The organism is Leptospira biflexa serovar Patoc strain 'Patoc 1 (Paris)', from assembly GCF_000017685.1.
In the GTDB taxonomy this organism is placed as follows: Bacteria; Spirochaetota; Leptospiria; order Leptospirales; family Leptospiraceae; genus Leptospira_A; species Leptospira_A biflexa.
Window position 1 is genome coordinate 3,564,375 of the sequence record NC_010602.1, and the last position, 23,976, is coordinate 3,588,350.

The following is a 23,976-nucleotide window of genomic DNA, read 5'->3' on the forward strand; positions in this document are numbered from 1 at the left end:
CAATGAAACAGATATATTTAGTTTTGATTTTATTTTTTACATTTGCATCGAACATTTATTCTCAATACAATAACAAAGGTTTTGCTCATCCCTTACAAATTGAACCAGTTGCTGTTTATTCAAAAGTAAGAGGAAGCTTAGGTTATTGGGATAAAGACTTTAACCAGGTTAAAGAAATTAACAAAAATGCTAGTATTGAAGGTGAATATAAGTTCAGTGACTCCTTCTCCGTGATTTCCTCTTTGGGTCGAACTGAGTATTCTCAAACGGATACAACAAAAGAAGTCACATGGGACCGATACAATGTTGGTCTCAAGTATGGTAAAATTTTCGAAATGGGTAGTTCTCAATTTTTAATTGGTGGTGGATTACGAGTTTATGATAAAAAACGAAACTCCTTATTTCGTGAATATGAAAATCCTGATTATTATTTAATCCGACCAAACTTTGGTTTGGGTTATAAGTATGGCATTTTTCAAATTATGACAGAGTTCCGTTTCCAATCCGAAACGAACAGACATGGAAGAGAATCCAAACTCGAAGAATTCAAACGATACTACCAAGTTGGCGTGGCTCCAAGTTTTGCAATTGCTGATTCCATCCGAATCTTTACGGAATTAGAATACAGAGAACCCGTGGATAAAACTGCAGATAAAAATCTTAGATACTTTAATTTTTATCCTGGTGTATCAATGAATACTGAAAGTTTGGGAACATTTAGTTTTAGTTTATCATTAGGTGTGCTTCCAAAAGCAGACAATGCGATTGATCGAGGGATTCGATTTTCCTATTTTTACTTTTTTGACACCAACTAACATCACATGAAGGTTTCCATTTGCCTATTATGGATATTTTTTTTAGTAAATTGTCTTAGCATCCAAATAGGAAATCCATCGATCACCCTTTTCCAAAACAAAGGGCAATCGGGTTGGTTTTCACCGGGAAAAGCTCCAGTTCCCGGTGAAACATTTGTAGAATCTTGTACCACCAATTACTTCGGACTCGTGAGTGTAGGCAATGCGAGTTATGACTGGGTCTCGCAAAAAAAGCGTTTCAAAGAAATTCATAGCCTGGACCATTATTACAAAAACCAATATTTCTTTTTCCAAGAATTGTGTCTTCGGATCACTGGTATATGAAACAAAACATCGATTCACTGAAGGAGTTTTCTAAAGAATTAAAGAGTGGTTTGATTTATGAGGAAATTGAATCTAAACTCAAAGAATTTCATTCGAAAAAAAATACCAAACATAATAAATCTCTCGATTCTCTCGCAGAGAAAATTCGGAAAAAAGAAGAACAGATTGAAAAACTGTATGATGATATCATCCTCTTACAAAATAAACTTTCCAATCTTTTGGACAAAGAACTCCAAAAGTAATCCACGACACCAAACTCTTTTAGTGAACCTGCAATTTATTTCCAAAATCAAATCCATTTCGAAAGAAAAGTTTTTTCTGATCCATTCTGTTCAAAAACCTCACCTTGATCGATTCCATTCCCGATTGGTTCGTAAGGTTTGCCTTTTTATCTTACCCTTTGTTTTCCTACAATGTGCAAGTTCAGGATTTGGAACCCAAGGGTTACTTTATGAAAACCAAAGGATTTCACTCATGGAAACCGGAAACTCTGCGACTAAGGAAGGGTTTTCCTGTGCGAAATCCTATCTTGGACTCATTGCCTTGGGAGATGCCTCCATCGAGACGGCCCAAAAGCAAGGAAACATCAAAGAAATTACGTCCATTGAATTAGAAACTTATAATTTCCTCGGGATTTACGCAAAACTATGTACGGTAACCAAGGGGATTTAGTCGAAACTAAGTACAGAGCCAATGGTCATGTGGAAAAAAATCAGAATCCTATTCGTTTTTGTTTTGCTGACCTTTCAATGTGTTCCCAAACCTTCTCCCTCTCTTTTGGGTATCTTGGTATTACCGCTCATCACACAAACTTCGGAAACTTTCACCATTGAATCCACCTCTCCTACGAACGGCGCCACCGGAGTCGCCTTAACCCCTACCATCACGATTGTGATGACACAGGCCATTGAACCTACTTCTATCAATACCAACATCACATGTTCCCCGTCCTGTCCAAGTCTCACAGGTGGATCCTCCAACCGAACCATCACACTCACACCCACGAGTGCCTTGACGTCAGGGGTAACTTACACCATCACTCTCGGGCAAAACATCCAATCTACTTTTGGTCTCACACTCGGGACCAACACCAGTTTTAGTTTTACCACTCTGTAAAATTAAAAAAGCCGACGTTTCCGCCGGCTTCTCAAACATTCCTATGGATCTAAATGAATCCATAGGTTTGAATTGGTTCTTTCAATCATGATGGAACCAAATCGTTGGATTGTAATTTAAATTCTTATTTGAAGAAGTTTAAAACAATTCCACCTTTTGTGACAAAAAACTCAGCAAACACGAGTGATGTGATAGCCATTAGTTTGATGAGAATGTTGATCGCAGGTCCTGATGTATCTTTGAACGGATCACCAACTGTATCACCAACCACTGCTGCTTTGTGTTTTTCAGAACCTTTTCCACCAGCAGTTTTTTCGATGTATTTTTTAGCGTTGTCCCAAGCTCCACCAGAGTTGGCAGAAGAGATCGCAAGCACCACACCAGAAACAAGTGCACCTGCAAGTAGGCCGGCAAGAGACTTCACTCCAAATAAATAACCCACAACGATAGGGCTAAGGAGAACAAGGAGACCTGGAGGGATCATTTCACGGAGAGCCGCAGAAGTGGAAATATCCACACATTTTGCATACTCAGGTTTTGCTGTTCCTTCCATAAGACCAGGGATCTCTTTGAATTGGCGACGAACTTCTTTTACCATATCAAGAGCTGCTTTCCCAACAGACTTCATCGTCATCGCAGAGAAAATAAAAGGAAGCATTGCTCCAAACAGTAAACCACCAAAAACCAATGGATCGAGAAGTTCGATAGAAGTTAAATCAATCGCACCTTCACCCATTTCTTTGGAAGCATTTTGTGTTCTTGTGATAAAGGCAGCAAAAAGTGCAAGGGAAGTGAGAGCCGCAGATCCAATTGCAAATCCTTTACCAACAGCGGCAGTGGTGTTTCCTGCTGCATCTAAAGTATCAGTTCGATCACGCACTTCTTTTCCAAGTTCTGCCATCTCAGCGATTCCACCGGCGTTGTCAGACACTGGACCATATGCATCAATGGTAAGACCAATCGCGATAGTAGAAATCATACCAATGGCTGCAATGGCGATTCCATACATACCAGCAAGGATATTAGAAACAACAATGACAATCACAAGTAAAATGACAGGAACAACAGTGGACTTATAACCAAGCGCCAAACCATAAATGATGTTTGTTGCCGCGCCTGTTTCACATGCATCTGCTACTTCACGCACTGGTTTGTACGAGTGGGAAGTATAAATTTCTGTGATCCAACCAATGAACATACCAGCAAACAAACCTAATGCGACTGAAGTGTATACATTCCATTTTGTGATGGTTTTGTCGCCGATTTGAAAACTATCGATCATGAAGATGTCAGTTGCAAAATACAATGCACCCGCAACGATGAAAGTAGAGATCCAAAGTTGTAGTTTTAATGCTTTTTCTACGTTTCCACCTTCTTTCACTCGTGCAAAAAAAGTTGTGATGAGAGACGCTGGGATCCCAATCGCAGAGATCAAAAGTGGGTATAAAAGTGCAGAGTTATTGTCCGCAAGTGCAGATGCTGTGGCACCAATCACAAGGGCCGCACAAGTGGCTTCCGCAGCAGAACCAAAAAGGTCAGCACCCATACCCGCGATATCACCTACGTTGTCTCCCACGTTATCCGCGATGGTTGCAGGGTTACGAGGGTCATCTTCTGGGATTCCTTTTTCCACTTTTCCAACAAGGTCAGCACCTACGTCAGCGGCTTTCGTATAAATTCCGCCACCCACACGACCAAAGAGGGCAACCGAAGATCCACCAAGACCAAAACCGGCAAGGGATTCCATCAGGATGTGTTTGGCAACTGTCGGATTGGCACCTGTGAAAAGTAGGAAAAGACCAATCATACCTAAAACGGCAAGACCGATGAGACCAAATCCCATCACCGCTCCCGAGTCGAATGCCACTCGGAACGCTTTGGAAAGGGAAGTTTTTGCCGCTTGGGCTGTTCTCACGTTTCCTGCGGTCGCAATCTTCATTCCAATAAAGCCAGAAAGGCAGGAAATGAGGGCTCCTGATACAAAAGCGATCGAAGTATAAATGCCTTCATTGAATTCTGTATTGGGGTTATCTAATAGAAGGTAAATGAGAACTGTCATGAAGCTGATAAAAAGCAGAATGACTCGGTATTCTCTGAGAAGGAAGGCCATTGCCCCTTCTGCGATCGCGGCGGAGATTTCTTTTAATTTGGCGGTTTCTTTTTGATTGCCACCATCTACGCCCACTTGGATACGTATTACCCTCGCGGCGTAGAAAATCGCCGTGGCTATGGAGACAAGCGCCATGACGATAATGATTAACTCTACATTCATGAGATCCTCTTTGAGATTGTTTATTTGTATTTCTAAGATATTTTAGAAGATGACCGATGAGAATCCATAGATGATACTTCGGTCTAGGAGAATATGGCAATTTAGTGTTCTGGTAACAAGTCTATTTCTGCCCTTGTACCCAATTTTAGCGGAACCAGAAGCCCTAAATCCCGTTAAAGCCTTTTATGGTTATGAGGACCTGCTTCGTATGGCCGAGGACAAAATTGTCCAAGAAACACCAGCCAAAGCTTTCGATTTTCTCATCAAAGCCAAAGAACTGAATCCTGACCCAGACTACCGGTATTACAATCTACAAGCCCAGGCCCATATGAAACTGGGACAGGTCTTTGATGGGATCCATGCCTACGAAGAATCCATCAAACGAAAAAAAGACCAATTGGATTTGGTATTGTTTGTCGCAGATTTTTATGAAAAAGAGAAAAAACCGAGAGAATCCTTATACTATACGAAATTTTATTTAGAACAAAAACCCAAAGCTAAGTACAGATTGTATCTTGCCGCGATTCTTTCCAGACAACTCGGACTCGAAACTGATTACGAATCCTATATGCAAATTTTGGAAAATGACAAAACCTTTGATTCGGAAAAGGAAGCACTGCAAACAAGCCTTCTCAAAAATATCAAAAACAGAAAATGGAAAGAAGCAGATGATTTGAGCCTTCGATACTTGGTTTATTTCCCACGAGAAGAAGGAATGTATGAAACATTGATCCTGGCAAGGCGCGGACGTAATTCCGAGTTACTGGAACAAGCCTACATTTGGACAGCCACTGTGTTTTTGAAAGAAACGAGATACTTCACACGGTATGGAGTTTACCTCCAAGAAAAAGAAAGGTATTTGGAAGCACTCAGTTTGTTCCGCCGAGGTTTCTATAACCTTTTGAAATATGATCCCAATTCCGATGCCAAAGAAATTTTATTTCTCGTACGCCAAAGTTATGCGAATCTCGGAAAAGACCGTGATACCTTGGCAATTGACTCCCTTGTCAAAGATTTCCAAAATCAAAAAAATCTCACAGCGACAGAATTAGAAAACCATATGTCAACCTATCGTAAAAACAGAGAGTATTTACTGTTTTGCATTTACTGGTTTTCCACCCGAGATACGGACAAAACGAATGAATATAGAAAACGACTGCGAGAAAGGGATTTGGAATTTGAAGAATCAGAATTCCTGCGAGTGATGGGACCGTTTGCCGCTCTCCCGCAGGAATTGTAAATCTATGTATCTGGTCAGAGTTTCGTTTCGAAAGAGACATTCGTAATTTTTGATTATACCTTCTGATTCAAAAAATTTCCTAACCAACGCCTTGAGAAATGCAAAGTTAGGAAATCAATCTACTCTGTCATTTCTCTTAACTATGGTATTTCTTCTTATCATCAATTAACGATTGGACAACGGATGGATCGGCAAGTGTACTAATGTCACCTAACGTATCAAATTCGTTATTGGCAATCTTCCGTAAAATTCGACGCATGATTTTACCAGACCGAGTTTTAGGAAGTCCTGGGGCCCAATGGATCACATCTGGCCTCGCTATTTTTCCAATCACCTTTTCCACCATCGCAATGAGTTCTTTTTTCAGTAGGTCGTTTGTGACAACCCCTTGTTTCACCGTGACATAGGCATAAATTCCCTGGCCTTTGATGTCATGTGGGAAACCCACAACAGCCGCTTCCGCCACCGATTTGTGTTCCACAAGGGCACTTTCCACTTCTGCCGATCCAATCCGATGCCCTGAGACATTGAGGACATCATCGACTCGCCCTGTGATGCGAAAGTATCCTTCTTTATCACGATTGGCCCCATCCCCTGTGAAATAATAGCCTTTGAATTGAGAGAAGTAGGTATCAAAGAATCGTTTCGGATCTCCATACACTCCGCGCATCATCGAAGGCCAAGGTTTCGCGATACAAAGATTGCCTGAAATTTCACCTTTGCCTTTCAGTTCCACCCCTTCGTTGTCCACAAGTACTGGTTGGATTCCATAAAATGGCCAACTGGCCGATCCTGGTTTTTGCGGAATGGCTCCCGGAATCCCTGAGATCATAATGGATCCAGTTTCTGTTTGCCACCATGTATCCACAATCGGGCATTTCGATTTTCCAATATTAGCATAATACCATTCCCAAGCTTCTGGGTTAATGGGTTCTCCCACAGAACCAAGTAACCGCAGTGATGCGAGTGATCGCTTTTTGATATGCTCTAGACCTTCTCGCATGAGTGCCCGAATGGCCGTCGGTGCGGTATAAAATACGGTGACTTTGTATTTATCAATCACATCCCAAAATCGACCCATGTCAGGGTAACTCGGAACCCCTTCGAACATCAAGGAAGTAGCACCATTGGAGAGTGGTCCATACAATATATAACTATGACCCGTGATCCAACCAATGTCTGCCGTACACCAGTATGTATCCGTGTCTTTGTAATCAAAGATAGTAGCGAATGTTAGATTGGCACCTAACAAATACCCGGCGGTGGTATGGAGGACCCCTTTTGGTTTTCCCGTGGAACCAGATGTGTAAAGGATGAAGAGTGGGTCTTCCGATTCCATAGGAACAGCGGGGCATTCTTTTTTCACTTCAGGGTCTTTCATGAGGTAGTGATACCAATGGTCACGACCTTCTTTCCAATTGAGATTGCCTTCATCACCCGTTCGTTTGACGACAATCACATCATTCACTTTGAATTTGGTTTCAGCGAGGGCAGCATCGACATTTTTTTTCAGTTCGATGGGTTTGCCACCACGGTATCCACCATCGGCTGTGATGACAAGAGTTGGTTTACAATCTTCGATACGACCAAGGAGTGCTTCTGGAGAAAATCCCCCAAAGACAACGGAATGCACGGCCCCGATGCGAGTACAAGCAAGTGTGGCGATGGCAAGTTCTGGGACCATCGGAAGGTAGATGAGAACTCGGTCTCCTTTCTTCACTTTGAATTTTTTTAGTACATTGGCAAAGTGATTCACTTCTCTATGTAAGTCGTGATAGGTGAGGACTTTGGATTCGTCGGGATTGTCACCTTCCCATATGAGAGCGGCTTTGTTTTTTAAGGGAGAGTCAAGGTGGCGGTCTAAACAATTATAAGAGACATTGAGTTTTCCCCCCACAAACCATTCTACTTTTGCTTTTGCAAAGTCGTGTCTCAGAACTTTGGTCCATTTTTTAAACCATGTTAGGCGTTTTGCTTGTTCTGCCCAAAATTTCTCTGGTTTTTCAATGGATTCTTTGTATTTGGATTTGTATTCTTTTAAGCTAACGTTTGCAAGTTTGGCAAATTCTTTGGATGGTGCCACGATTCTTTCTTTCGGCATTGTGTCCCTCTAGTGGAGAAAGACTGAACTTTTTTAAAAAAAAGTCCAGCATGAATCGAAAAAAAAGAATTTAAAAATTGAACTTAGTGCGATCCGGTTCGGATGAGATCTAAAAATTCGCTTCGAGTAGTAGGATCCGTTTTGAAGAGACCAAGCAAACTGGAAGTGAATAATTCTGAGTTTTGTTTTTCGACTCCTCGCATCATCATACACAAATGTTTTGCTTTGATGACAACACCAACACCCAAAGGGTCCAATGTTTCTTGGATGGCCTGTGCAATTTGGTCGGTAAGTCTTTCTTGTACTTGCAGTCTTCTGGCAAACACATCTACGATTCGTGGAATTTTACTGATCCCAATGATTTTTTTATTGGGAATGTATGCGACATGAGCCCTTCCATAAAAAGGGAGTAAGTGGTGTTCGCATAAGGAATACATTTCAATATCACGAACCAAAACCATACCTGTGGTATTTTCTTCAAAAATGGCGCCATTGACCAATTGGTTGATGTCTGCCTTGTACCCACTCGTTAAAAAATCATAAGCTTTTTTCACTCGATTAGGAGTTTTGACGAGACCTTCTCTGTTTGGATCTTCACCAATTTGTTTTAGGATTTCTTCGATTAAGTTTTCCATCCGATTCCTTTTTGAAAGTAAGTTCCTTGTGTACCTGCCTTTCAAAATTTGAATGCAGAATATTCACTAGTTATTTGACTAGACTTGACTCTTAAGGAAAAGACACATTTCCTTTTTTTGGTTAGAAAGGACATAATCATCAATCAAATGCAAAAAAAAATTGGCTATGATGCAAGGATGATCGAAAATTCTGGGATTGGAATTCGCATCCAACATATCTTAAAATTTTGGCCTATCCCATCTAAAGAAGCTGAACTTTTTATCTTTGGAGATCCCAACCGTTTAAACAAATACGATCTACCAAAACACGCTAAAATTATTCCCTATTTTACCCCCATCTATTCTCCAAAGGAATTTTTCGGCCATCCTCAAATGGCAGAGATGGATATCTTAGACATCCCTCATTTCAATGTGCCACTTCGTTACCTTAGGAAATGCATTGTTACCATCCATGATTTGATCCCTTATCATTTCAAAGAGGCTCATGGTTCCATTCTCAAACGATTGTACTTACAAATCGTACTCCGTTCCATCAAGTGGTTTGCACGCCACATCATCGCTGTCTCTCAGTACACAAAAGATGATTTGATCAAATGTTTTGGGTATCGTAGGGAAACAATAACAGTTGTTTTTAACGGAATCGATCTAAACAATTTTACAAAGCGACCACAGCCAAAGGTGAATGCCTTTCTCAAAGAATTCCAATTACCAAAAGAGTATCTTTTTACAGTTGGGATAGGAAAGGCACATAAAAACTTTCCTTTTTTATTGTCCAATCTAGAGTCACTATGGAAAAAACAGTCTCTGAAACTACCCCTGGTCATTGGTGGGATCAGTAAAGAAATCCCAGAAGAATTGTTAACCTTTCAAAAACAAAATCCCCATCGGATTTATTTTTTAGAACATTTACCGTACGATTTGTTACCCCTTGCTTACCAAGGAGCCCATTTATTTCTCTATCCATCTCTCTTTGAAGGATTTGGATTTCCTGTCCTCGAAGCACAAGCCATGGGAACGGTTGTCCTTTCTTCCAATGCCAGTGTCCTTCCTGAAGTGTTGCTGGATTCTGCCGAATACTTTGATCCAAATGATGATGAGAGTTTCCAATTGAATCTGCTTGCCCTCCTTTCGGATGGAAAGAGGCAAAAAGCATTCCAAACGAAAGGAATCCAAAATTCTCATCGTTTCCTTTGGAAAAATGTCCTAAAACCATACTACCAAGTTCACCAAACAAAAGAAACCGAAAGCAATTAGAGTCCCTTCCCCAAGGAACGAAGGGAAACAGCGCTTTCCTATTGGAATTCAAAACAAAAAAATCTATATTTTTCGCTCCAAAAGTACTTGTCAGTTTTTGGAAAACTTCGAGACTGATTCTCAGAACCATGATCAAGTGTCACTGTGCAGAAGTTTTCTTTGAATCCATCTTAAATGTTGTCAAAGAAACGAATCGCCCCATACTAGAAGTCGCCCGCGAGATGGGAGCGGCTGATACTTGTACGGCCTGTGTTCCGGATATGTTAGCCTTCATCGAGCAGGAATTGGAAGGTCAACTTGCAGGAAATACAAATCATTGATTCTGATTTAATCGGATCCCTCGTCACAAAAGCAAAAAACGCAGAACGAAAACGCACCAATCACAACTTTCACGAACCACAGGAAGTGTACCAAAGGTTTCTGAATGTTTTATCAAAAAATACTTACATTTCACCTCACAGACATTTGTCGGATCCAAAACCGGAAACCTTTGTTGTGCTCGAAGGCGAAATCGGTTTTTTAATCTTTCAGGAAAATGGAGATCTCCAAGAATTCCATAAACTTTCTTCCAAGGGACCGAAACGTGGGATCGACCTGCAACCAGGTGTGTGGCATAGTTTGGTTTGTCTTACGGATACAGCCGTTTGTTTTGAAGGGAAATCAGGACCGTATGACCCAAACGTAGACAAAGAATTCCACCCCAAATTCCCGTTAGAGGGAGATCCGAAAGTAGTGGAAACCATCCAACATTTTGAGTCACTCTTTGTATGATTCGAAACAGATATGAAATCTTTCGTCTCCATTTAATCCTTATATTGATGATCCCCTTTTCCTTTTTTTGTAAATCTTTACCTTCTGTGGTTCCCGTGAAAGACCATACATTGGAGTCTATTGTTTCGGATGGGATTGTTCGTACCTTTCGGTACTACATTCCTAAGAATCGCTCTGAAACCAAACTTCCCGTTGTTTTCATTTTGCATGGCGGTGGCGGGAGTGGGGAAGGTATGATTTACCTTTCCAGAATGTCGGAGAAAGCGGAAGAATATGGATTTATCGCGGTTTATCCAGATGGTTACGCGAACCGTTGGAATGATGGACGTAAGATCGCTCACTCTCTGACAGACAAACGAAACACCAAAGATGTAGAATTTTTTCGAGACATGGTTCGTTTCATTGATTTAAAAATTCCTGTTGATTATAGCCGTATCCATGCCGTTGGGATTTCCAACGGTGGATTTATGACACAACGTTTGTTATGCGAAGCAGATGATTTATTTCGATCTGTTTATTCTGTTGCCGCTGTCACCTCGAAAGGTCTTGTCGAAATTTGTCCGAGTCCCAGAGCAAAATCCATTGGTTTTATCATGGGTACAGCAGACGATGTGATTCCCTATTCTGGTGGTACTGTTTCCATCCCAAAAGACATGAGTCCCAATGCCAGTCGGATCCCCGCAGGTGAAGTTTTATCCTTTACTGATTCTCTGAAATTTTGGAGTTCCAATTTTACCTGCAAAGAGGAGTCGAAAGCAAAAAAAAGACATTTAAACAAATTTTGGAAACGTGATATCGAATACACAAAATTCTCTGATTGTTCCACGGATGAAGTTGTGGAAGGGTATTTGATCCCGGGTGGAGGTCATATTTGGCCCAATGGATTTTTTTACCAAAATGAAAAACAGTACGGATATTTAAGTAAGGACTTGGATACACGAGAGATTGTGATACAATTTTTCCGAAGGACCGATTCTAAAGAAAAGTTGGTAGACAATGCATCATTCGGAAATTAGAAATTCATCCACCGTTTTTACCACACTGGAAACAGGTTCTGGTGACCCAGTTCTATTTTTACATGGGTTTCCCGATAACCACAAAACTTTTTCTCCCATCATGGAAACCATTGGGAAAAAAGGATTTCATTGCATTGCACCTGTTATGCGAGGATATGAACCTTCCACCATTTCTCATGCAAACAAATTACATGTGGTAGATTTGGTTCAGGACTTGCTTGGTTGGATGGATGACAGGCGTTGGGACAAAGTTCACTTGGTGGGTCATAATTGGGGTGCGATCATTGCGTATGCCGCTGGTATGTATTATCCAAATCGAATCAAGTCCATCACAAGTTTGAGTGTTCCTCTTCTCAAAACCTTCCAAGATTCATTTTTATGGGCTCCACTGCAAACCTTACATTCTTGGTATGTAGCACTTTTCCAAATTCCCTACATCGCTGAATTAACGATTCGCACCAATCAGTTTGCTCTCGTTGATTTTTTATGGAAAGATTGGTCACCTGGATTCACTCCAAACCAAGACCATCTTGCTGAAATCAAAGCCAATTTCCAAAACCCGGGAATCCTATCCTCAGCCCTTGCTTATTACCGGAATTTAAATGATCTTTTTACGGAATCAGGACGCGAAAGTATCGTTGGGATTTTTGATACCAATGTCACTGTCCCCACCCAAGTGCTTTACGGTTTGAACGATGGATGTTTTCATAAAAATTTGTTTGAACACTTACTCGATGAATCTGATTTCCCAAGGGGATTTCGTAAGATTGGATTTGATCACGCAGGGCATTTCCTCCACTGGGAAAAAAGGGACGAGGTCACCAAACTTGTCTTAGAGTGGTTGGAAAAAAATAAGTAGTTTTTTGTTAAATCTATCGTCTCATCTTGAAAGGAGACTATTTATGTTTCAAAATATGGGATTATACGATCGAATCATTCGTGTTGTTGTAGGACTTGTGTTAGGTGGATTGTATTTGGGTGGAGTAGTGGAAGGAACGACAGCAATCGTATTATTTGTGGTCGGACTTGTAATGATTGCTACTTCTGCCATCGGATTTTGTCCTGCCTACTTACCATTCAAAATATCCACAAAAGAGAAATAAAGGTGATGATTTCACTTTTGTAAAAACAGAACCACAACTCACTCCAACAAAAGTGAGTTGTTTTGTTTATCCTCTTTTTAGCCGAACGAGTACTTCATAATGATTGGTCCTCGGAAAAAAATCAAAAAGACTCATACTGTCCATTCGGTAGCCCACCGCTTCTAATAAACGTAAATCCCGTTGTAATGTGCTTGGATTACAACTTGAATAGATCATGATTTTGGGTTTTAATTTGGTTGTGGAATCAATGATCCCTTTGGATAATCCAGAGCGTGGAGGATTGACAATCCAAATTGCGTATTGTTTGAGTTCTTTTGGAAGATAACCTTTGTACAAGTCCTTCGTCACGTATTGATAGGAATTTGTTCCATTCCGTTTCGCATTTTCAATTGCATATTGGATACTATTGTCATGGGATTCGATTCCATACAGAGAAGTTATTTTCTCTCTGAGTGCAATTCCAATCGTACCACAACCACAAAATAATTCTAAAACTTTTGAGGATTCCGGAAGTAAGCTTTTCATTTTTTTTAACCATGTTTCTAAAAGGAACTGGTTGATTTGAAAAAACCCTTTTGCCGGTACTTTTAATTGAGTTCCAAGAACCTCTATTTCCGTTTCCTCTAAATCATATTGTACAATTTTTTCTTTGGAAAGCCTAAGTGAAATGGATCTCCCAAACTTTTGGTTATGATTTGTGTGATTCTTTTGGTGTTTAGTATTTTGGGTCAGGAAGGTTTTCGAATCTTCAACTAATAGACGTTTATCGACATTTTTACAAAGTGTGGACGTCTTTGAAACGATCTGATGGGTATTTTTCTCAAAAAAACCGATTTCGTTTCCAACAACTTGCCATTGGACATTATTCCGATAACCTTCCATTGGTCCAAAGATTACGTCTGTTTTGCCTTTCCACTTGGGAAACATGGATTCCAATAAATTGGTTTTGAGTTTCAACTCTTCTTCATAGGGGAGATGACGATAACTGCAACCACCGCACTCCAAATACACAGGACAGTCCGACGGAATTCTGAATTTGGAAGGTTCCAAAACCGATGTAACAACTCCAAACCATTCCTTCTTCCCTTGTTTGGTCAGAGTTATGTCTACCAATTCACCGGGAAGACCACCTTCAATGAACACTGCATGGCCATCATGGTGAGCGAGGCAGTAGCCTCCATTGACCCATTTTTCTAATTTAATCTGCAACTTTTCCATCCACTTAGACCATTCAATGAATATTCAATTGACACTGCACTCGCATTTAACATAACGGATAGGTACTCTTGGAGAAGTGGCTGAGTGGTCTAAAGCAGCGGTCTTGAAAACCGTCGTGGTAATCCCACCGTGGGTTCGAATCCTACCTTCTCCGAGTCGCTGGAGACGTGCCTGAGTGGCCGAAAGGAGCGGTTTGCTAAACCGTCGTACGAGCAATCGTACCCAGGGTTCGAATCCCTGCGTCTCCGTTGTTACCGCCATGAAATTCACCCGAATCAAAGACAAATTCGAAAAAATTAAGACCTACATCCTGACAGATGAAGCAGCTAAAATTTTTGCCGTACTTCCTTTGTTTTTTTCTTGGGTTCCCATTTTCACTTGGAAACGCCAATTTCCAGAATTTGTAACCATTTCTTTGTATTCTGCAATTAATACCTGTTTGTTTTTACTTGGATTAGTTCTCGCGCAGATACTTTCCTTTTTACCGTTTCTGGGTCTTTATTTAGCCGCCACCATCCACCTCCTTTCCATCTTACTTTATCTAGGAATTGGGGGATTTTTGATTTACTCCATCCGCTTGCAAAAAACCATAGTGATACCCGTTCTTTTGGACTGGGTAAAAATGCTCCAAGCATTCATTGCGCCCATAGCTCAACTGGATAGAGTATCTGACTACGGATCAGAAGGTTAGAGGTTCAAATCCTCTTGGGCGCGCGTGGATTTCTATGAATCGTTTCTAAAACGATATTCGATAGAAGTTTCCAAGTACAAAAACGAAATTCCCTCTTATTCTGAAATCATCACAAAGGATGGAAACTTAGTTTCCTCTTCTTTTAATTCCGTCGAACAGACATTAAATCCGACTAAACATAGCGAAATTTTAGCAATTGAGAAGGCATTGTCTCATGTGGATGGTAGATACCTTTCAGAACATATCCTCATCACTGCTCTTGAGCCATGTATTCTTTGTGCGGGTGCCGTTGTGCGGGTGAAACTTCCAGAAGTGGTCTATTTTCTACCGGCAAAGCCGGGAGAAGGTATTTCCTCTTACACAACCGAATCAATTTATCTGCTGAATCATTTTCCAAAATGCACTCTCATTCCAGAGTCGCGCATAAAATTTGAATTTCTGAGTTTTTTCAAAGAGAAAAGGTAGAATTCTAAAGACCGTTTCTTTTTATGGAAGCCAGTAGAAATCACTGGAGAGATGTCAGAGTGGTCTATTGTGCATGCTTGGAAAGCATGTGTGCCAAAAGCACCCCGGGTTCGAATCCCGGTCTCTCCGCCACTTTTTCCTTCCTTTCCACTCTAAAATACTCCTTCCTTTCAAAATAATTTCATTGCCTCTAAGTTAGGAAATTTCATACTCAAAGGGAAACTGAAAGATTCGAAGCATTCAGTAAGTTGAATACGGACCAAATGAGCGAAAACCACCAAGTACTCTTTCGAAAATACCGACCACAATTCTTTCGCGATGTAATTTACCAAGACCTCGCAGTCGGATCCTTACAAAACGCATTTAAATCAAAAAAAATAGGGCATGCCTATATCTTCATTGGACCACGTGGTGTGGGAAAAACAACTATCGCAAGAATTTTAGCCAAACGACTCAACTGTGAAAGGCCTGATGGAGTAGAACCTTGCAACGAATGTACTTCTTGTTTGGAAATCACAAAAGGAAATTCTAATGATGTCTTTGAAATTGATGCCGCTTCCAACAGTGGTGTGGATAACATTCGAGAACTAAGAGAAAATGTGAAATTCAATGCAATGGGTGGTAAGTACCGCGTTTATATTTTAGATGAAGTGCATATGTTAAGTGGAGCTGCTTTTAATGCGCTTTTAAAAACATTGGAAGAACCTCCAGCCCATGTAGTTTTTATTTTAGCAACCACCGAGTATCACAAAATTCCAGAGACCATCTTATCCCGATGCCAAGACTTCCATTTTCGCAAAGTTCCCGTGACAGTTTTACAAAACTACATAGAAACTCTTTGCACAAAGGAAGGCCTAAAATACGATTCCGAAGGTTTATTTTGGATCGCAAAAAAAGGTGATGGTTCTGTACGAGATACCTTATCGTTCATGGAACAAGCTGTCATTTTTACAGATGGAAACTTAACTGGCGTTAAACTTCGTAAAATGATTGGGTATCATGGGATCGATACCTTTACTGATTTTCTAAACCAATTGATTGATACCTCTCAAAGTGCCCAAATTTTTGAAACTTTAGAAAATTTATTCCAAGCGGGTATCGATTTAAGTAAGTTCATTTGGGATTTTATTGAATTTTTAAACTCTTTATTGTTAATCAAAGACAATCTCGCTGACCGTGAATCCATCAATATTCCCCATGAAGACTTACAGAAACTCAAACAAAACTACCGGGAACTTGATCGGGAGATATTGGTTTTACTCGCAGAAAGAATTTTTTCCATTCACGAAAAATTAAATCTGATGAAACTACGTAGTTCTTACGAGATGAAAGTGTATTTGGAAATCCAATTTCGAAAACTGATTTTGGATCGCGAAAAACCTAGTGTATCTGGATTACTCGCTAAAATTTCAGAACTTACTAAACTTGTGCAAGGTGATCTGAGTAACATTCCAGAGTCAGTAGAGCCGGTTAAAAAAATATCTACTCCTCCACCAACTCAATCCGCCACACAAAAAAAAGAACCAACTACCACAGCACAGAAGGAAAACGATCAAATCGATTCCAATCACACTAAACAAAATGAAAATATGGATTCAAATCCATTACCATCCAAATCAGAATCACAATCCATAAACAAACCAATATCCACACCTCCGTCATCTCCAGAAGATATGGAAAAACTATTAAAGGAAAAATTTTCCGGTATGGAAGTGGATCCTAACCAATTTAAAAATTTATAAGTCCAAAGGTAAGTATGGGAATTTTTGATCAAATGAAACAAATGCGGGAAGCTTTTTCGCAACTGGGTAACATCAAAGAAAAACAGGAAGAATTACAAAAACGATTGGCTCAAATCCGAGTCACTGCTTCCGCGGGGGCAGGTATGGTGGAGGTGACAGCAACTGCTGATGGAACCCTTACCAACTTAAATATTAACCCTATCATGTTCAATGCTGATGATAAAAAGATGTTAGAAGACCTGATCTTGTCCGCCACTAACGAAGTGCAGCGAAAAGCAAAAGAAACGATGGCGCATGAAATGAAAAATGTTTTAGGTTTCAATCCAAGTGATTTTGAAGGAGTCTTCAACCAATTTCAAAAGGATGGAGGGTTCCCACCTGTCTGATCCTCAATTCCAAAAACTCATCCAAGCTTTTTCGAGCCTACCTGGAATCGGAAAAAAAAGTGCAACTCGAATTGGATTTCATATCTTACGTATGGATCCATCTACCTTCCAATCTTGGATCAATCATATCGAAGAAGCAAAAACCAAACTTCGATTTTGTGATGACTGTGGTGGATTAACAGAAGATTCGATTTGTTCGATTTGTTTGTCAGACAGGCGAGATAATGGAATTTTATGTGTCGTGGAACAACCAGAAGATATTTTCTTTATAGAAAACACAAAGGAATACTCCGGTAAATACCATGTTCTAAATGGTGCTATCTCACCATTGGATGGAATTGGACCAGAACAATTACGTATCAAACAATTGATGCAACGTTTGGATATAGGAAATATCAAAGAAGTATTAATTGCTACAAATCCTACTCTTGAAGGGGACGCAACTGCATCTTATCTATCGACAGTCATTAAACCAATGGAAATTAAAATCACAAGGATAGCTCACGGGATTACTATTGGTGGAACGTTGGAATATTCCGACCAATACACTTTAGGTAAGGCAATTAAATCGAGACTGACGTTGTAAGGAATTTGATAAAATACATTTTAGAATCGATGTTCAAATACGATAAAGGCTTCTCGTAACACACGACCGTACTTTGAATCTAGAAGTACAAATAATGCATCCCCAGCCACAAAATAACCCGAACGAAAAATGATTTGGAAATCAGAGGTTACGTTGTAACGAATGTTGAAGTTGTATTCCATACCCATATACGTTGAAGTTCGATAACCATTCCGTTCGCTAAATTCTCTATTGATACGAATTTCAGGCGATTTCGTTGCCCATAATTGATAGTAACCGAACGTAAATTGGTAAGGACTAAAGGCAATGATATTGGAGTACAAACCGTATTCATTCAATCCAGAAAAACTAGATCCATTGAACAATGCATAACCACCAGTAAAGTCAGTAGCAATGTTTGAAATTGAAAATCCTGGAGCAAGAGTTCGGTATCCATTTCCTTTTAAGTTTGCCTCTTGTCCATTTTCATCATAACCAGGTCGGCCTGTTGTACCAAGAGCAATTAAGTTAAAGTTTAAAGACTCATTCCAGCGATAAGTAAATTGGAAATCATACATACCACCTTTGATATAATGTCGTCGAGTTGTATTATAAATTGTTACATCATTGGAGTCATTTATAGCATTTAACTTTTTCACAATTCCAGTATTTAGAATTCCATGCACAATGAAGGAAAATTTCTGAAAATTGAATTCATTATGGAGTCCATACCAAGCAAGTCTTGCTGTTTCATTATCGGTTTTGTCGTTATCATCTAAAAAGTAGGCATACACTTCATTCCGAATGTTCCGAAAGTATTCAAACTTCATACGATTATAATAGATATTTGAACTTTGATAATTTTTATCTGCGAATCCGTTTTTATCGACATCCAAAAAACTTTGATCACGCGCTCGAAGGACTCCACCTTCCAATGACAATCTAAGGAATTGGAAATTTTTTAAAATACTAACACCAGTCCCTGTGGAAAATAAAACCCGTCCTTGTGCGGAACTAAATAATTGTTGGCCTACTTTGATGAATAATCCCGATTCTGGGATTCGAAAATTTAAATAGAGGAGGTTTGTTTGTACATTGACTGCTGCTGTCCTCCCTCTCTCCCCACCAGAACCCGGACCAACAAGACCTGGATCAAATCCATCCGGACCCGTTGCCCTAAGACCTCGTCCACCAAAGGGAATATCTCCCACTTGCATTCCCCAAATACCTTCCACATATTTGTTTGCCGAAAAACTCATATTATAAAGAAAACGAGAATCATAGTAACTCACATCTTCTTTTCGGCGAGTGATTTGACTGGGTAATCCTTGTTGCCTACGTTCCAAATCTGATTGGATTGTTTGCTGTTCTGATTGGACTCTTTCAGTTTCTTCCTTTTCTAAATTTGTGATGGGAGTGACAGGAGTTTTTCTTTCTAACAAAACATCACGTCCAACATTCGTTGCTCTCACACGAAACGATCCATTAAAATTCATGATCGTTCTCTGTGATTCTTCTTCTTGGGCAGAAAGAAAAAAGAAAGGAATCAAAACTAATATCGTAACAGAAAATAAACGTGTTAACATTTTGAATTTATTCTTTTTTCACCCATTTGTTGGATTTGAAATATTTATTGATTAACTGTTGGATTTTGCCTGTTCGCTTCAATTCTTTAATAAAGAAATTTAGGTTGTATAAAAATTCAATATCTCTTTTGGCAACAGCCATACTGATATGGTCTTCTTGCACAACGCCTAAAATTGGTAAGTAATTGGCGAGCAAAGAAGAATCTTTTTGTAATAAAGCTTGTATAAAAAACGAATCAGCAACAAAAGCATTTACATTGTTTTTCTTCAATTCGCTTAATGCAGCTTCATTTGTGAAATAGGAAAACACCTGTGCTTTCGGAAATGCTTCCCGCAAAAATTGATGGTTCGAACTATTTGCAAGTACAGAATAAGAGATTCCCGTAATGTTTGTTAGGTCATTTAAATTACGAAATAATTGGACCGTTACAATTTGACCTTCAGGCTCTGGGGGGAGCGCTGTACGATTCACCAGTGCCGCCGGAGTGGAAACTAGATATGGATCTGTAAAATATACATCTCTAAAACGGTTGATGGAAGATGAGATCCCAGCCATTGCAATTTGAGTGTCACCTTTTTCCAACATTCTGGCATGTTGATCGAAAGTTCGTAATGGAATGATTTTTAAATCTACATCTAGAAATTTTGCGTATTCTTGCGCTAATTCAACATCAAGACCTGGATAAAATTCGTTTGGATTTTCAATGTAAAAAGGGTCATAAAATTCATTTACCGATACCGTTAAAGTTTTTGTTTTTCGGATTTTTTCAAGTGTAGGACTCGTCTGACCCAACAAGACTGTTGAGGCAAATAGTGTGAAACTGACAAAAGCCCAAATGAACTTACGGTAAAGAGGGGACATCCAATTAACCTTCTTTTCCGAAATAGAATCGGCAAGGAAAAATTATGGATTCAATAGGACAAATTCAGTTCGCCGATTTTTTTTAGACGAAGCCTCATCTGTCCCCTGGACCATAGGTTGGGTTGGACCTTTTCCTTCCGTTACCAATCGGTTGGGATCCACTCCTTTGGAGACTAAATACTGTTTAACGGATTCCGCCCTTTCTTTTGATAAAACCATATTATCATCGTATGTACCCGTTAAATCAGTATGACCTATGATTTTCATTTTTTGATCTGAATTTTCGTGTAAATAGTCCACGATAGAATCAAGTGGAATAGAGGATTCAGATTTTAATACGGAAGACGCTCTTTCAAAATACACAGAATCTAGAGAGATTTTTTTAGTTTCCTCTAATTTCTTTTGTACTAAATTTTCTTGTTTAGGAACAGACGCTGTGAAGATATCAAATGACTTACCGTCTACTCTTCGACAAAACAAAAATGTTTTTTTCACCTGTTGAAAAACAATATAAGCTTCATCTTCAGGAGAGTTAATTGGTGATCCAAGGTTTTCTATATTTGTAAAGGTTTCACCCTCGATTTTTGCCATATACAAATCAAAACCACCATAACCGCCAGGTCGGTTTGATGCAAAAAAAAGAATCTTTCCATCATCATTAAAAGCTGCTGCAATGGTTGCATAATCATCGTTAATTGGTGATGGCAAAAGTTTAGGTTTTGTCCATTGGTTATTTTTAAATTGGCTATAATATACTTTTGCTAAATTTGGTTTTCCAAATGGATAACGTGTAAAAAGAAGAGTGTCCCCTAATAGGTGTGGATTTTCTTCTATCTCTTCCGTATTAATGGCAGATGGCAAGGCTACTGGAATCGACCAATCTTTTCCATTCCAATTGGAAACGTACAAATCTCTAGAGATCCCAACCTTTCCATCAGGTAAACTCACTTCAACAGAACCATCCCTATTGGAAGAAAGGAGTAATGTTTTTCCATCCCTAGAAATGAAGGGACTTTGGTCATCGAATGGAGAGTTTAAAACACTCACCTCTTCTGGAAAATCCCAGCTACCGTCACTTTTCCGATTTGATTTGAATATCTCCGTATAACCTCGATTTGATCTTTTCGAATAGAAGTATAATGTTTTGGCATCAGGTGTCATTGTTGGTCCAAATTCCTGAAATTCTGAATTGATTGGTCCTTGGATTGGCGCAACTAACAAAGATCCTTCGGTATCGTTTGTTTGGGCAAGAAGGGAAAAATTCAAAAAAACACAGAGGAATTGGAAACTAAGGACAAATTGTAAGACTTTCATTGTAGATGATAGACTCCGATACATGGAGTGGATCCATGAAATTTGTCTATTCTCGCGGAACGGGGAGTTAATTGTATTAGAATTATTCCCCTGAGATTGCGATTTAAACGCCACGCAATTATTCCCTCCAGCTCGGGAATTAAATCTATCACAAATAATCGCAATCTTCTTTGATATAATACTCATACATTTATACCTTTCAGCTTGCGTGTTATTTCCATAACGGTTATCGCGCAATTTTCGCGAGATAATCGCATTATGTTTATTTCCAAAAAGGTAATTGATTCGATTTAGAAACTGAATGGGAAAATTAGAGTTTAATTCTCTATGAAAATTGTTCATGGGCATTTGACACCTCGGTCATCTGCCCATAAATTCTAACGAATGTAAGGTTTTAGTACATCCGGAATTTGGAAGGTTCCATCTTCGGATTGGTAATTTTCGATCACCGCTGCCAGTGTTCGACCGATCGCAAGACCAGAACCATTCAAAGTATGGACGAGCAGGTTTTTCCCTTCCTTTGACTTGTATCGAATTTTTCCGCGTCTTGCTTGATAGTCTTTGAAGTTAGAAACTGAAGAAATTTCCATAAATCGACCTAGTCCTGGCATCCATACCTCGATATCATAGGTTTTGGAGGAGGCACTCGACATATCCTTACTACAAAGTAACATCACTCGATACGGGAGTTTTAATTTTTGCAAAATGGATTCTGCATCCTGTAACATCTTTTCATGTGCTTCCCCTGATTTCTCTGGTTCGACAAATTTAACAAGTTCCACTTTTTGAAACTGATGGACCCTTACAAGACCTCTTGTGTCTCTACCATAAGAACCCGCTTCCCGTCTAAAACATGAGGTGTGAGCACAAACGGAAATGGGTAATTCTTTCTCTTGGATGATTTCATCGCGGTAATAATTGGTTAATGGAACTTCCGCCGTGGGAATGAGATTGAGGCCGTCCTTTTCCAATCGATAAAAATCTTCTGCAAATTTGGGAAGTTGACCTGTGGCAGTCATGGATTCATCATTCACAAGCACAGGAACCCACATCTCTTCATAACCATTTTCTGAAGTATGAGTATCAAGCATCAGGTTCATCAATGACCGTTCTAATTTTGCACCTAACCCACGATAGGTGTAAAACCTTGCACCAGAAAGTTTCACTCCGCGTTCGAAATCGAAAATTCCTAATTTTTCACCAATATCAAAATGTGTTTTTGCTTCGAAAGAAAGTTTTGGAATTTCACCCCATTGCCGGATGAGGACATTGTCCTCTTCCGATTTTCCCTCCGGTACAGATGGATCAAGTAAGTTTGGTAAACCCAAATTCAACTCGTGTAAGGATTCTTCTTCTTTCGTTAGTTCTTCTTCAATGGATTTGATCCTGTCGCCAACACCTTTCATCGAATTGGAAATTTCAGTGATGTCCTTTCCTTGCGATTTTTGGATTCCAATTTCTTTGGAGACTCGGTTTCGTTCAGCACGCAGTTCCTCTACTTCCAATTTGAGTATTCTTTGTTTTTCGGAAACAGATTTGATCTTTGCTTCTATGTCAGAAGAAACTACACCACGTTTTTGTAAGGTGGAAAGTAACTCTTCTGGATTCTGAACAATTCGATTGATATCAAGCATGGTGATAGGCCTTTCTTTCTGTAAATTTTATTGAATTCTGATAAATACGATCTGCTACTTCCGCATTGGGTTCTGTGCGTAGGTTAAACATTTTTTCTAAAACAAAAGGTAAATGAGAGGAATCATTCCTTTTTCCTCTATGTGGCATAGGAGATAAAAATGGTGCATCAGTTTCAATCAACATTGATTCGAGTGGAATTTTTTTGGCTGCTTCCTGAATATCGGTCGCTGATTTAAACGTCACAATTCCTGAAAAAGAAATGTAATACCCAAGGTCCACAAATTGTTTTGCAGCTTCATAATCATAAGTAAAACAATGGATCACACCAAAAGCTTTGGTTTTATATTCTTTGAGAGCTTCATAAGTATCCGCGAAGGCATCACGTGAGTGGATCACAACTGGAAGTTTATATTCAGATGAAAACTGTAAAAACTTTCGCAGAACATCGTTTTGTTGGGAACGAGTGCTCGCATCATGATACAAATCGACACCAATTTCGCCAATTGCTGAAAATTTCGGATCATACATTCGGGATTTGGCTAACTCTAAGATTTGGTCTGCGTTTGGAAATTCATGTGTTTCTGTTGGGTGGCAACCAATCGAATAGGATATTTGTAATTCATTTGTAGAATATGTTTCTGATATACGAACAGCTTCGTTCGAACTTGGTAAATCAATGCCAATTTGAACCAGTCGGTCTACTCCAACTTTTCGGGATTTCTCCAGGGTTTCTTCAATGCTTTGTCCTTGTTCTCGAATTATGTCTAAGTGGCAATGTGTGTCTATTGTCGAATATCCCATAAATAGCAAGATTTGTAATTTCCACTGGATGAAAATGAAAATTCAATCGAAAGATATAGTGGGT

The 23,976-nt window shown here is 39.5% G+C and carries 25 protein-coding genes and 4 tRNA genes; 20 read left to right on the top strand and 9 right to left on the bottom strand.

Translation table 11 applies throughout. The features are described from left to right. Window positions 1-2: 2 nt before the first annotated feature. Genes LEPBI_RS16870 through LEPBI_RS16890 form a run of 5 tightly spaced genes read left to right on the top strand, consistent with a single transcriptional unit; the run spans window position 3 to window position 2,255 of the window. The gene (locus LEPBI_RS16870) at window positions 3-815 is read left to right on the top strand and encodes a hypothetical protein (RefSeq protein ID WP_012390360.1); all 813 of its coding nucleotides are present in this window, start codon (window positions 3-5) and stop codon (window positions 813-815) included. 6 nt (window positions 816-821) lie between these two features. Next, window positions 822-1,139, top strand: a complete 318-nt coding sequence (locus LEPBI_RS16875; protein ID WP_012390361.1) for a TRL-like family protein — start codon at window positions 822-824, stop codon at window positions 1,137-1,139. Beyond that, window positions 1,136-1,381: a hypothetical protein gene (locus LEPBI_RS19080; RefSeq protein ID WP_041769921.1), complete on the top strand. Its 246-nt coding sequence runs from the start codon at window positions 1,136-1,138 to the stop codon at window positions 1,379-1,381. The genes LEPBI_RS16875 and LEPBI_RS19080 overlap by 4 nt, the downstream gene beginning before the upstream one ends. A 22-nt stretch (window positions 1,382-1,403) precedes the next feature. Further along, window positions 1,404-1,811: a TRL-like family protein gene (locus LEPBI_RS19295; protein ID WP_226992828.1), complete on the top strand. Its 408-nt coding sequence runs from the start codon at window positions 1,404-1,406 to the stop codon at window positions 1,809-1,811. A gap of 21 nt (window positions 1,812-1,832) precedes the next feature. Continuing rightward, window positions 1,833-2,255 (top strand): Ig-like domain-containing domain, encoded by a 423-nt coding sequence (locus tag LEPBI_RS16890; protein WP_012390363.1) that lies wholly within the window; start codon window positions 1,833-1,835, stop codon window positions 2,253-2,255. A gap of 124 nt (window positions 2,256-2,379) precedes the next feature. On the opposite strand, the gene LEPBI_RS16895 is transcribed toward LEPBI_RS16890, so the two are convergent. Next, window positions 2,380-4,527: a sodium-translocating pyrophosphatase gene (locus LEPBI_RS16895; protein ID WP_012390364.1), complete on the bottom strand. Its 2,148-nt coding sequence runs from the start codon at window positions 4,525-4,527 to the stop codon at window positions 2,380-2,382. A gap of 70 nt (window positions 4,528-4,597) precedes the next feature. Between LEPBI_RS16895 and LEPBI_RS16900 the strand changes: the two genes are divergently transcribed. Then, complete coding sequence (locus tag LEPBI_RS16900) at window positions 4,598-5,767, top strand: tetratricopeptide repeat protein (protein ID WP_012390365.1); 1,170 nt, start codon at window positions 4,598-4,600, stop codon at window positions 5,765-5,767. Between the two features lie 136 nt (window positions 5,768-5,903). Here the strand turns inward: LEPBI_RS16900 and acs are convergent, their stop codons facing one another. Continuing rightward, window positions 5,904-7,868, bottom strand: coding sequence for an acetate--CoA ligase (gene acs, locus LEPBI_RS16905; protein ID WP_012390366.1), 1,965 nt, complete (start codon window positions 7,866-7,868; stop codon window positions 5,904-5,906). Window positions 7,869-7,951: 83 nt separating this feature from the next. Next, window positions 7,952-8,503 (bottom strand): GTP cyclohydrolase I FolE, encoded by a 552-nt coding sequence (gene folE / locus LEPBI_RS16910; protein ID WP_012390367.1) that lies wholly within the window; start codon window positions 8,501-8,503, stop codon window positions 7,952-7,954. Between the two features lie 147 nt (window positions 8,504-8,650). Here folE and LEPBI_RS16915 point away from each other — a divergent pair, with 147 nt between their 5' ends. The 6 genes from LEPBI_RS16915 to LEPBI_RS16940 are packed head-to-tail and all read left to right on the top strand — an operon-like array spanning window position 8,651 to window position 12,647. Further along, the gene (locus tag LEPBI_RS16915; RefSeq protein WP_226992831.1) at window positions 8,651-9,757 is read left to right on the top strand and encodes a glycosyltransferase family 4 protein; all 1,107 of its coding nucleotides are present in this window, start codon (window positions 8,651-8,653) and stop codon (window positions 9,755-9,757) included. Window positions 9,758-9,798: 41 nt separating this feature from the next. Beyond that, a complete protein-coding gene (locus tag LEPBI_RS16920; RefSeq protein ID WP_012390369.1) occupies window positions 9,799-10,077 on the top strand; it encodes a hypothetical protein in 279 nt (92 codons plus the stop codon). After that, a complete protein-coding gene (locus tag LEPBI_RS16925) occupies window positions 10,055-10,528 on the top strand; it encodes a WbuC family cupin fold metalloprotein (protein ID WP_012476470.1) in 474 nt (157 codons plus the stop codon). Before LEPBI_RS16920 ends, LEPBI_RS16925 begins: the two co-directional genes overlap by 23 nt. After that, window positions 10,525-11,544, top strand: a complete 1,020-nt coding sequence (locus tag LEPBI_RS16930; protein ID WP_012390371.1) for a CE1 family esterase — start codon at window positions 10,525-10,527, stop codon at window positions 11,542-11,544. The genes LEPBI_RS16925 and LEPBI_RS16930 overlap by 4 nt, the downstream gene beginning before the upstream one ends. Beyond that, window positions 11,525-12,403, top strand: a complete 879-nt coding sequence (locus LEPBI_RS16935) for an alpha/beta fold hydrolase (RefSeq protein WP_012476471.1) — start codon at window positions 11,525-11,527, stop codon at window positions 12,401-12,403. Before LEPBI_RS16930 ends, LEPBI_RS16935 begins: the two co-directional genes overlap by 20 nt. A gap of 43 nt (window positions 12,404-12,446) precedes the next feature. Beyond that, complete coding sequence (locus tag LEPBI_RS16940) at window positions 12,447-12,647, top strand: YgaP family membrane protein (RefSeq protein WP_041769922.1); 201 nt, start codon at window positions 12,447-12,449, stop codon at window positions 12,645-12,647. A gap of 66 nt (window positions 12,648-12,713) precedes the next feature. Here LEPBI_RS16940 and LEPBI_RS16945 read toward each other — a convergent pair whose 3' ends face one another. After that, window positions 12,714-13,865, bottom strand: a complete 1,152-nt coding sequence (locus LEPBI_RS16945; protein ID WP_012390374.1) for a class I SAM-dependent RNA methyltransferase — start codon at window positions 13,863-13,865, stop codon at window positions 12,714-12,716. 70 nt (window positions 13,866-13,935) lie between these two features. Here LEPBI_RS16945 and LEPBI_RS16950 point away from each other — a divergent pair. From LEPBI_RS16950 to recR, 8 genes are all read left to right on the top strand, one after another. Next, window positions 13,936-14,019 (top strand) — tRNA-Ser (locus tag LEPBI_RS16950). Window positions 14,020-14,026: 7 nt separating this feature from the next. Beyond that, window positions 14,027-14,113: transfer RNA gene (locus LEPBI_RS16955), tRNA-Ser, on the top strand. A gap of 392 nt (window positions 14,114-14,505) precedes the next feature. Then, a tRNA-Arg gene (locus LEPBI_RS16965) sits at window positions 14,506-14,579 on the top strand. Between the two features lies 1 nt (window position 14,580). After that, a complete protein-coding gene (locus LEPBI_RS16970) occupies window positions 14,581-15,021 on the top strand; it encodes a nucleoside deaminase (protein WP_012390375.1) in 441 nt (146 codons plus the stop codon). Between the two features lie 45 nt (window positions 15,022-15,066). Next, window positions 15,067-15,153, top strand: a tRNA-Ser gene (locus LEPBI_RS16975). Window positions 15,154-15,284: 131 nt separating this feature from the next. Continuing rightward, the gene (gene dnaX / locus LEPBI_RS16980) at window positions 15,285-16,763 is read left to right on the top strand and encodes a DNA polymerase III subunit gamma/tau (protein ID WP_012476473.1); all 1,479 of its coding nucleotides are present in this window, start codon (window positions 15,285-15,287) and stop codon (window positions 16,761-16,763) included. 20 nt (window positions 16,764-16,783) lie between these two features. Next, window positions 16,784-17,149, top strand: a complete 366-nt coding sequence (locus tag LEPBI_RS16985) for a YbaB/EbfC family nucleoid-associated protein (RefSeq protein ID WP_187148108.1) — start codon at window positions 16,784-16,786, stop codon at window positions 17,147-17,149. Further along, window positions 17,127-17,735, top strand: coding sequence for a recombination mediator RecR (recR, locus tag LEPBI_RS16990; protein ID WP_012390378.1), 609 nt, complete (start codon window positions 17,127-17,129; stop codon window positions 17,733-17,735). Before LEPBI_RS16985 ends, recR begins: the two co-directional genes overlap by 23 nt. 20 nt (window positions 17,736-17,755) lie before the next feature. Here the strand turns inward: recR and LEPBI_RS16995 are convergent, their stop codons facing one another. The 5 genes from LEPBI_RS16995 to LEPBI_RS17015 form a co-directional block, all read right to left on the bottom strand. Beyond that, window positions 17,756-19,300 carry an alginate export family protein gene (locus tag LEPBI_RS16995; protein WP_012390379.1) on the bottom strand — a complete coding sequence of 515 codons (1,545 nt, stop codon included), beginning with the start codon at window positions 19,298-19,300 and terminating at the stop codon, window positions 17,756-17,758. Window positions 19,301-19,307: 7 nt separating this feature from the next. After that, complete coding sequence (locus LEPBI_RS17000; RefSeq protein WP_012390380.1) at window positions 19,308-20,162, bottom strand: substrate-binding periplasmic protein; 855 nt, start codon at window positions 20,160-20,162, stop codon at window positions 19,308-19,310. A gap of 42 nt (window positions 20,163-20,204) precedes the next feature. Continuing rightward, a complete protein-coding gene (locus LEPBI_RS17005) occupies window positions 20,205-21,476 on the bottom strand; it encodes an OmpA family protein (RefSeq protein WP_012476476.1) in 1,272 nt (423 codons plus the stop codon). A 377-nt stretch (window positions 21,477-21,853) separates the two neighbouring features. Then, window positions 21,854-23,110, bottom strand: coding sequence for a serine--tRNA ligase (serS, locus tag LEPBI_RS17010; protein WP_012390382.1), 1,257 nt, complete (start codon window positions 23,108-23,110; stop codon window positions 21,854-21,856). After that, window positions 23,103-23,912: a TatD family hydrolase gene (locus LEPBI_RS17015; RefSeq protein WP_012476477.1), complete on the bottom strand. Its 810-nt coding sequence runs from the start codon at window positions 23,910-23,912 to the stop codon at window positions 23,103-23,105. The genes serS and LEPBI_RS17015 overlap by 8 nt, the downstream gene beginning before the upstream one ends. Between the last annotated feature and the right edge of the window lie 64 nt (window positions 23,913-23,976).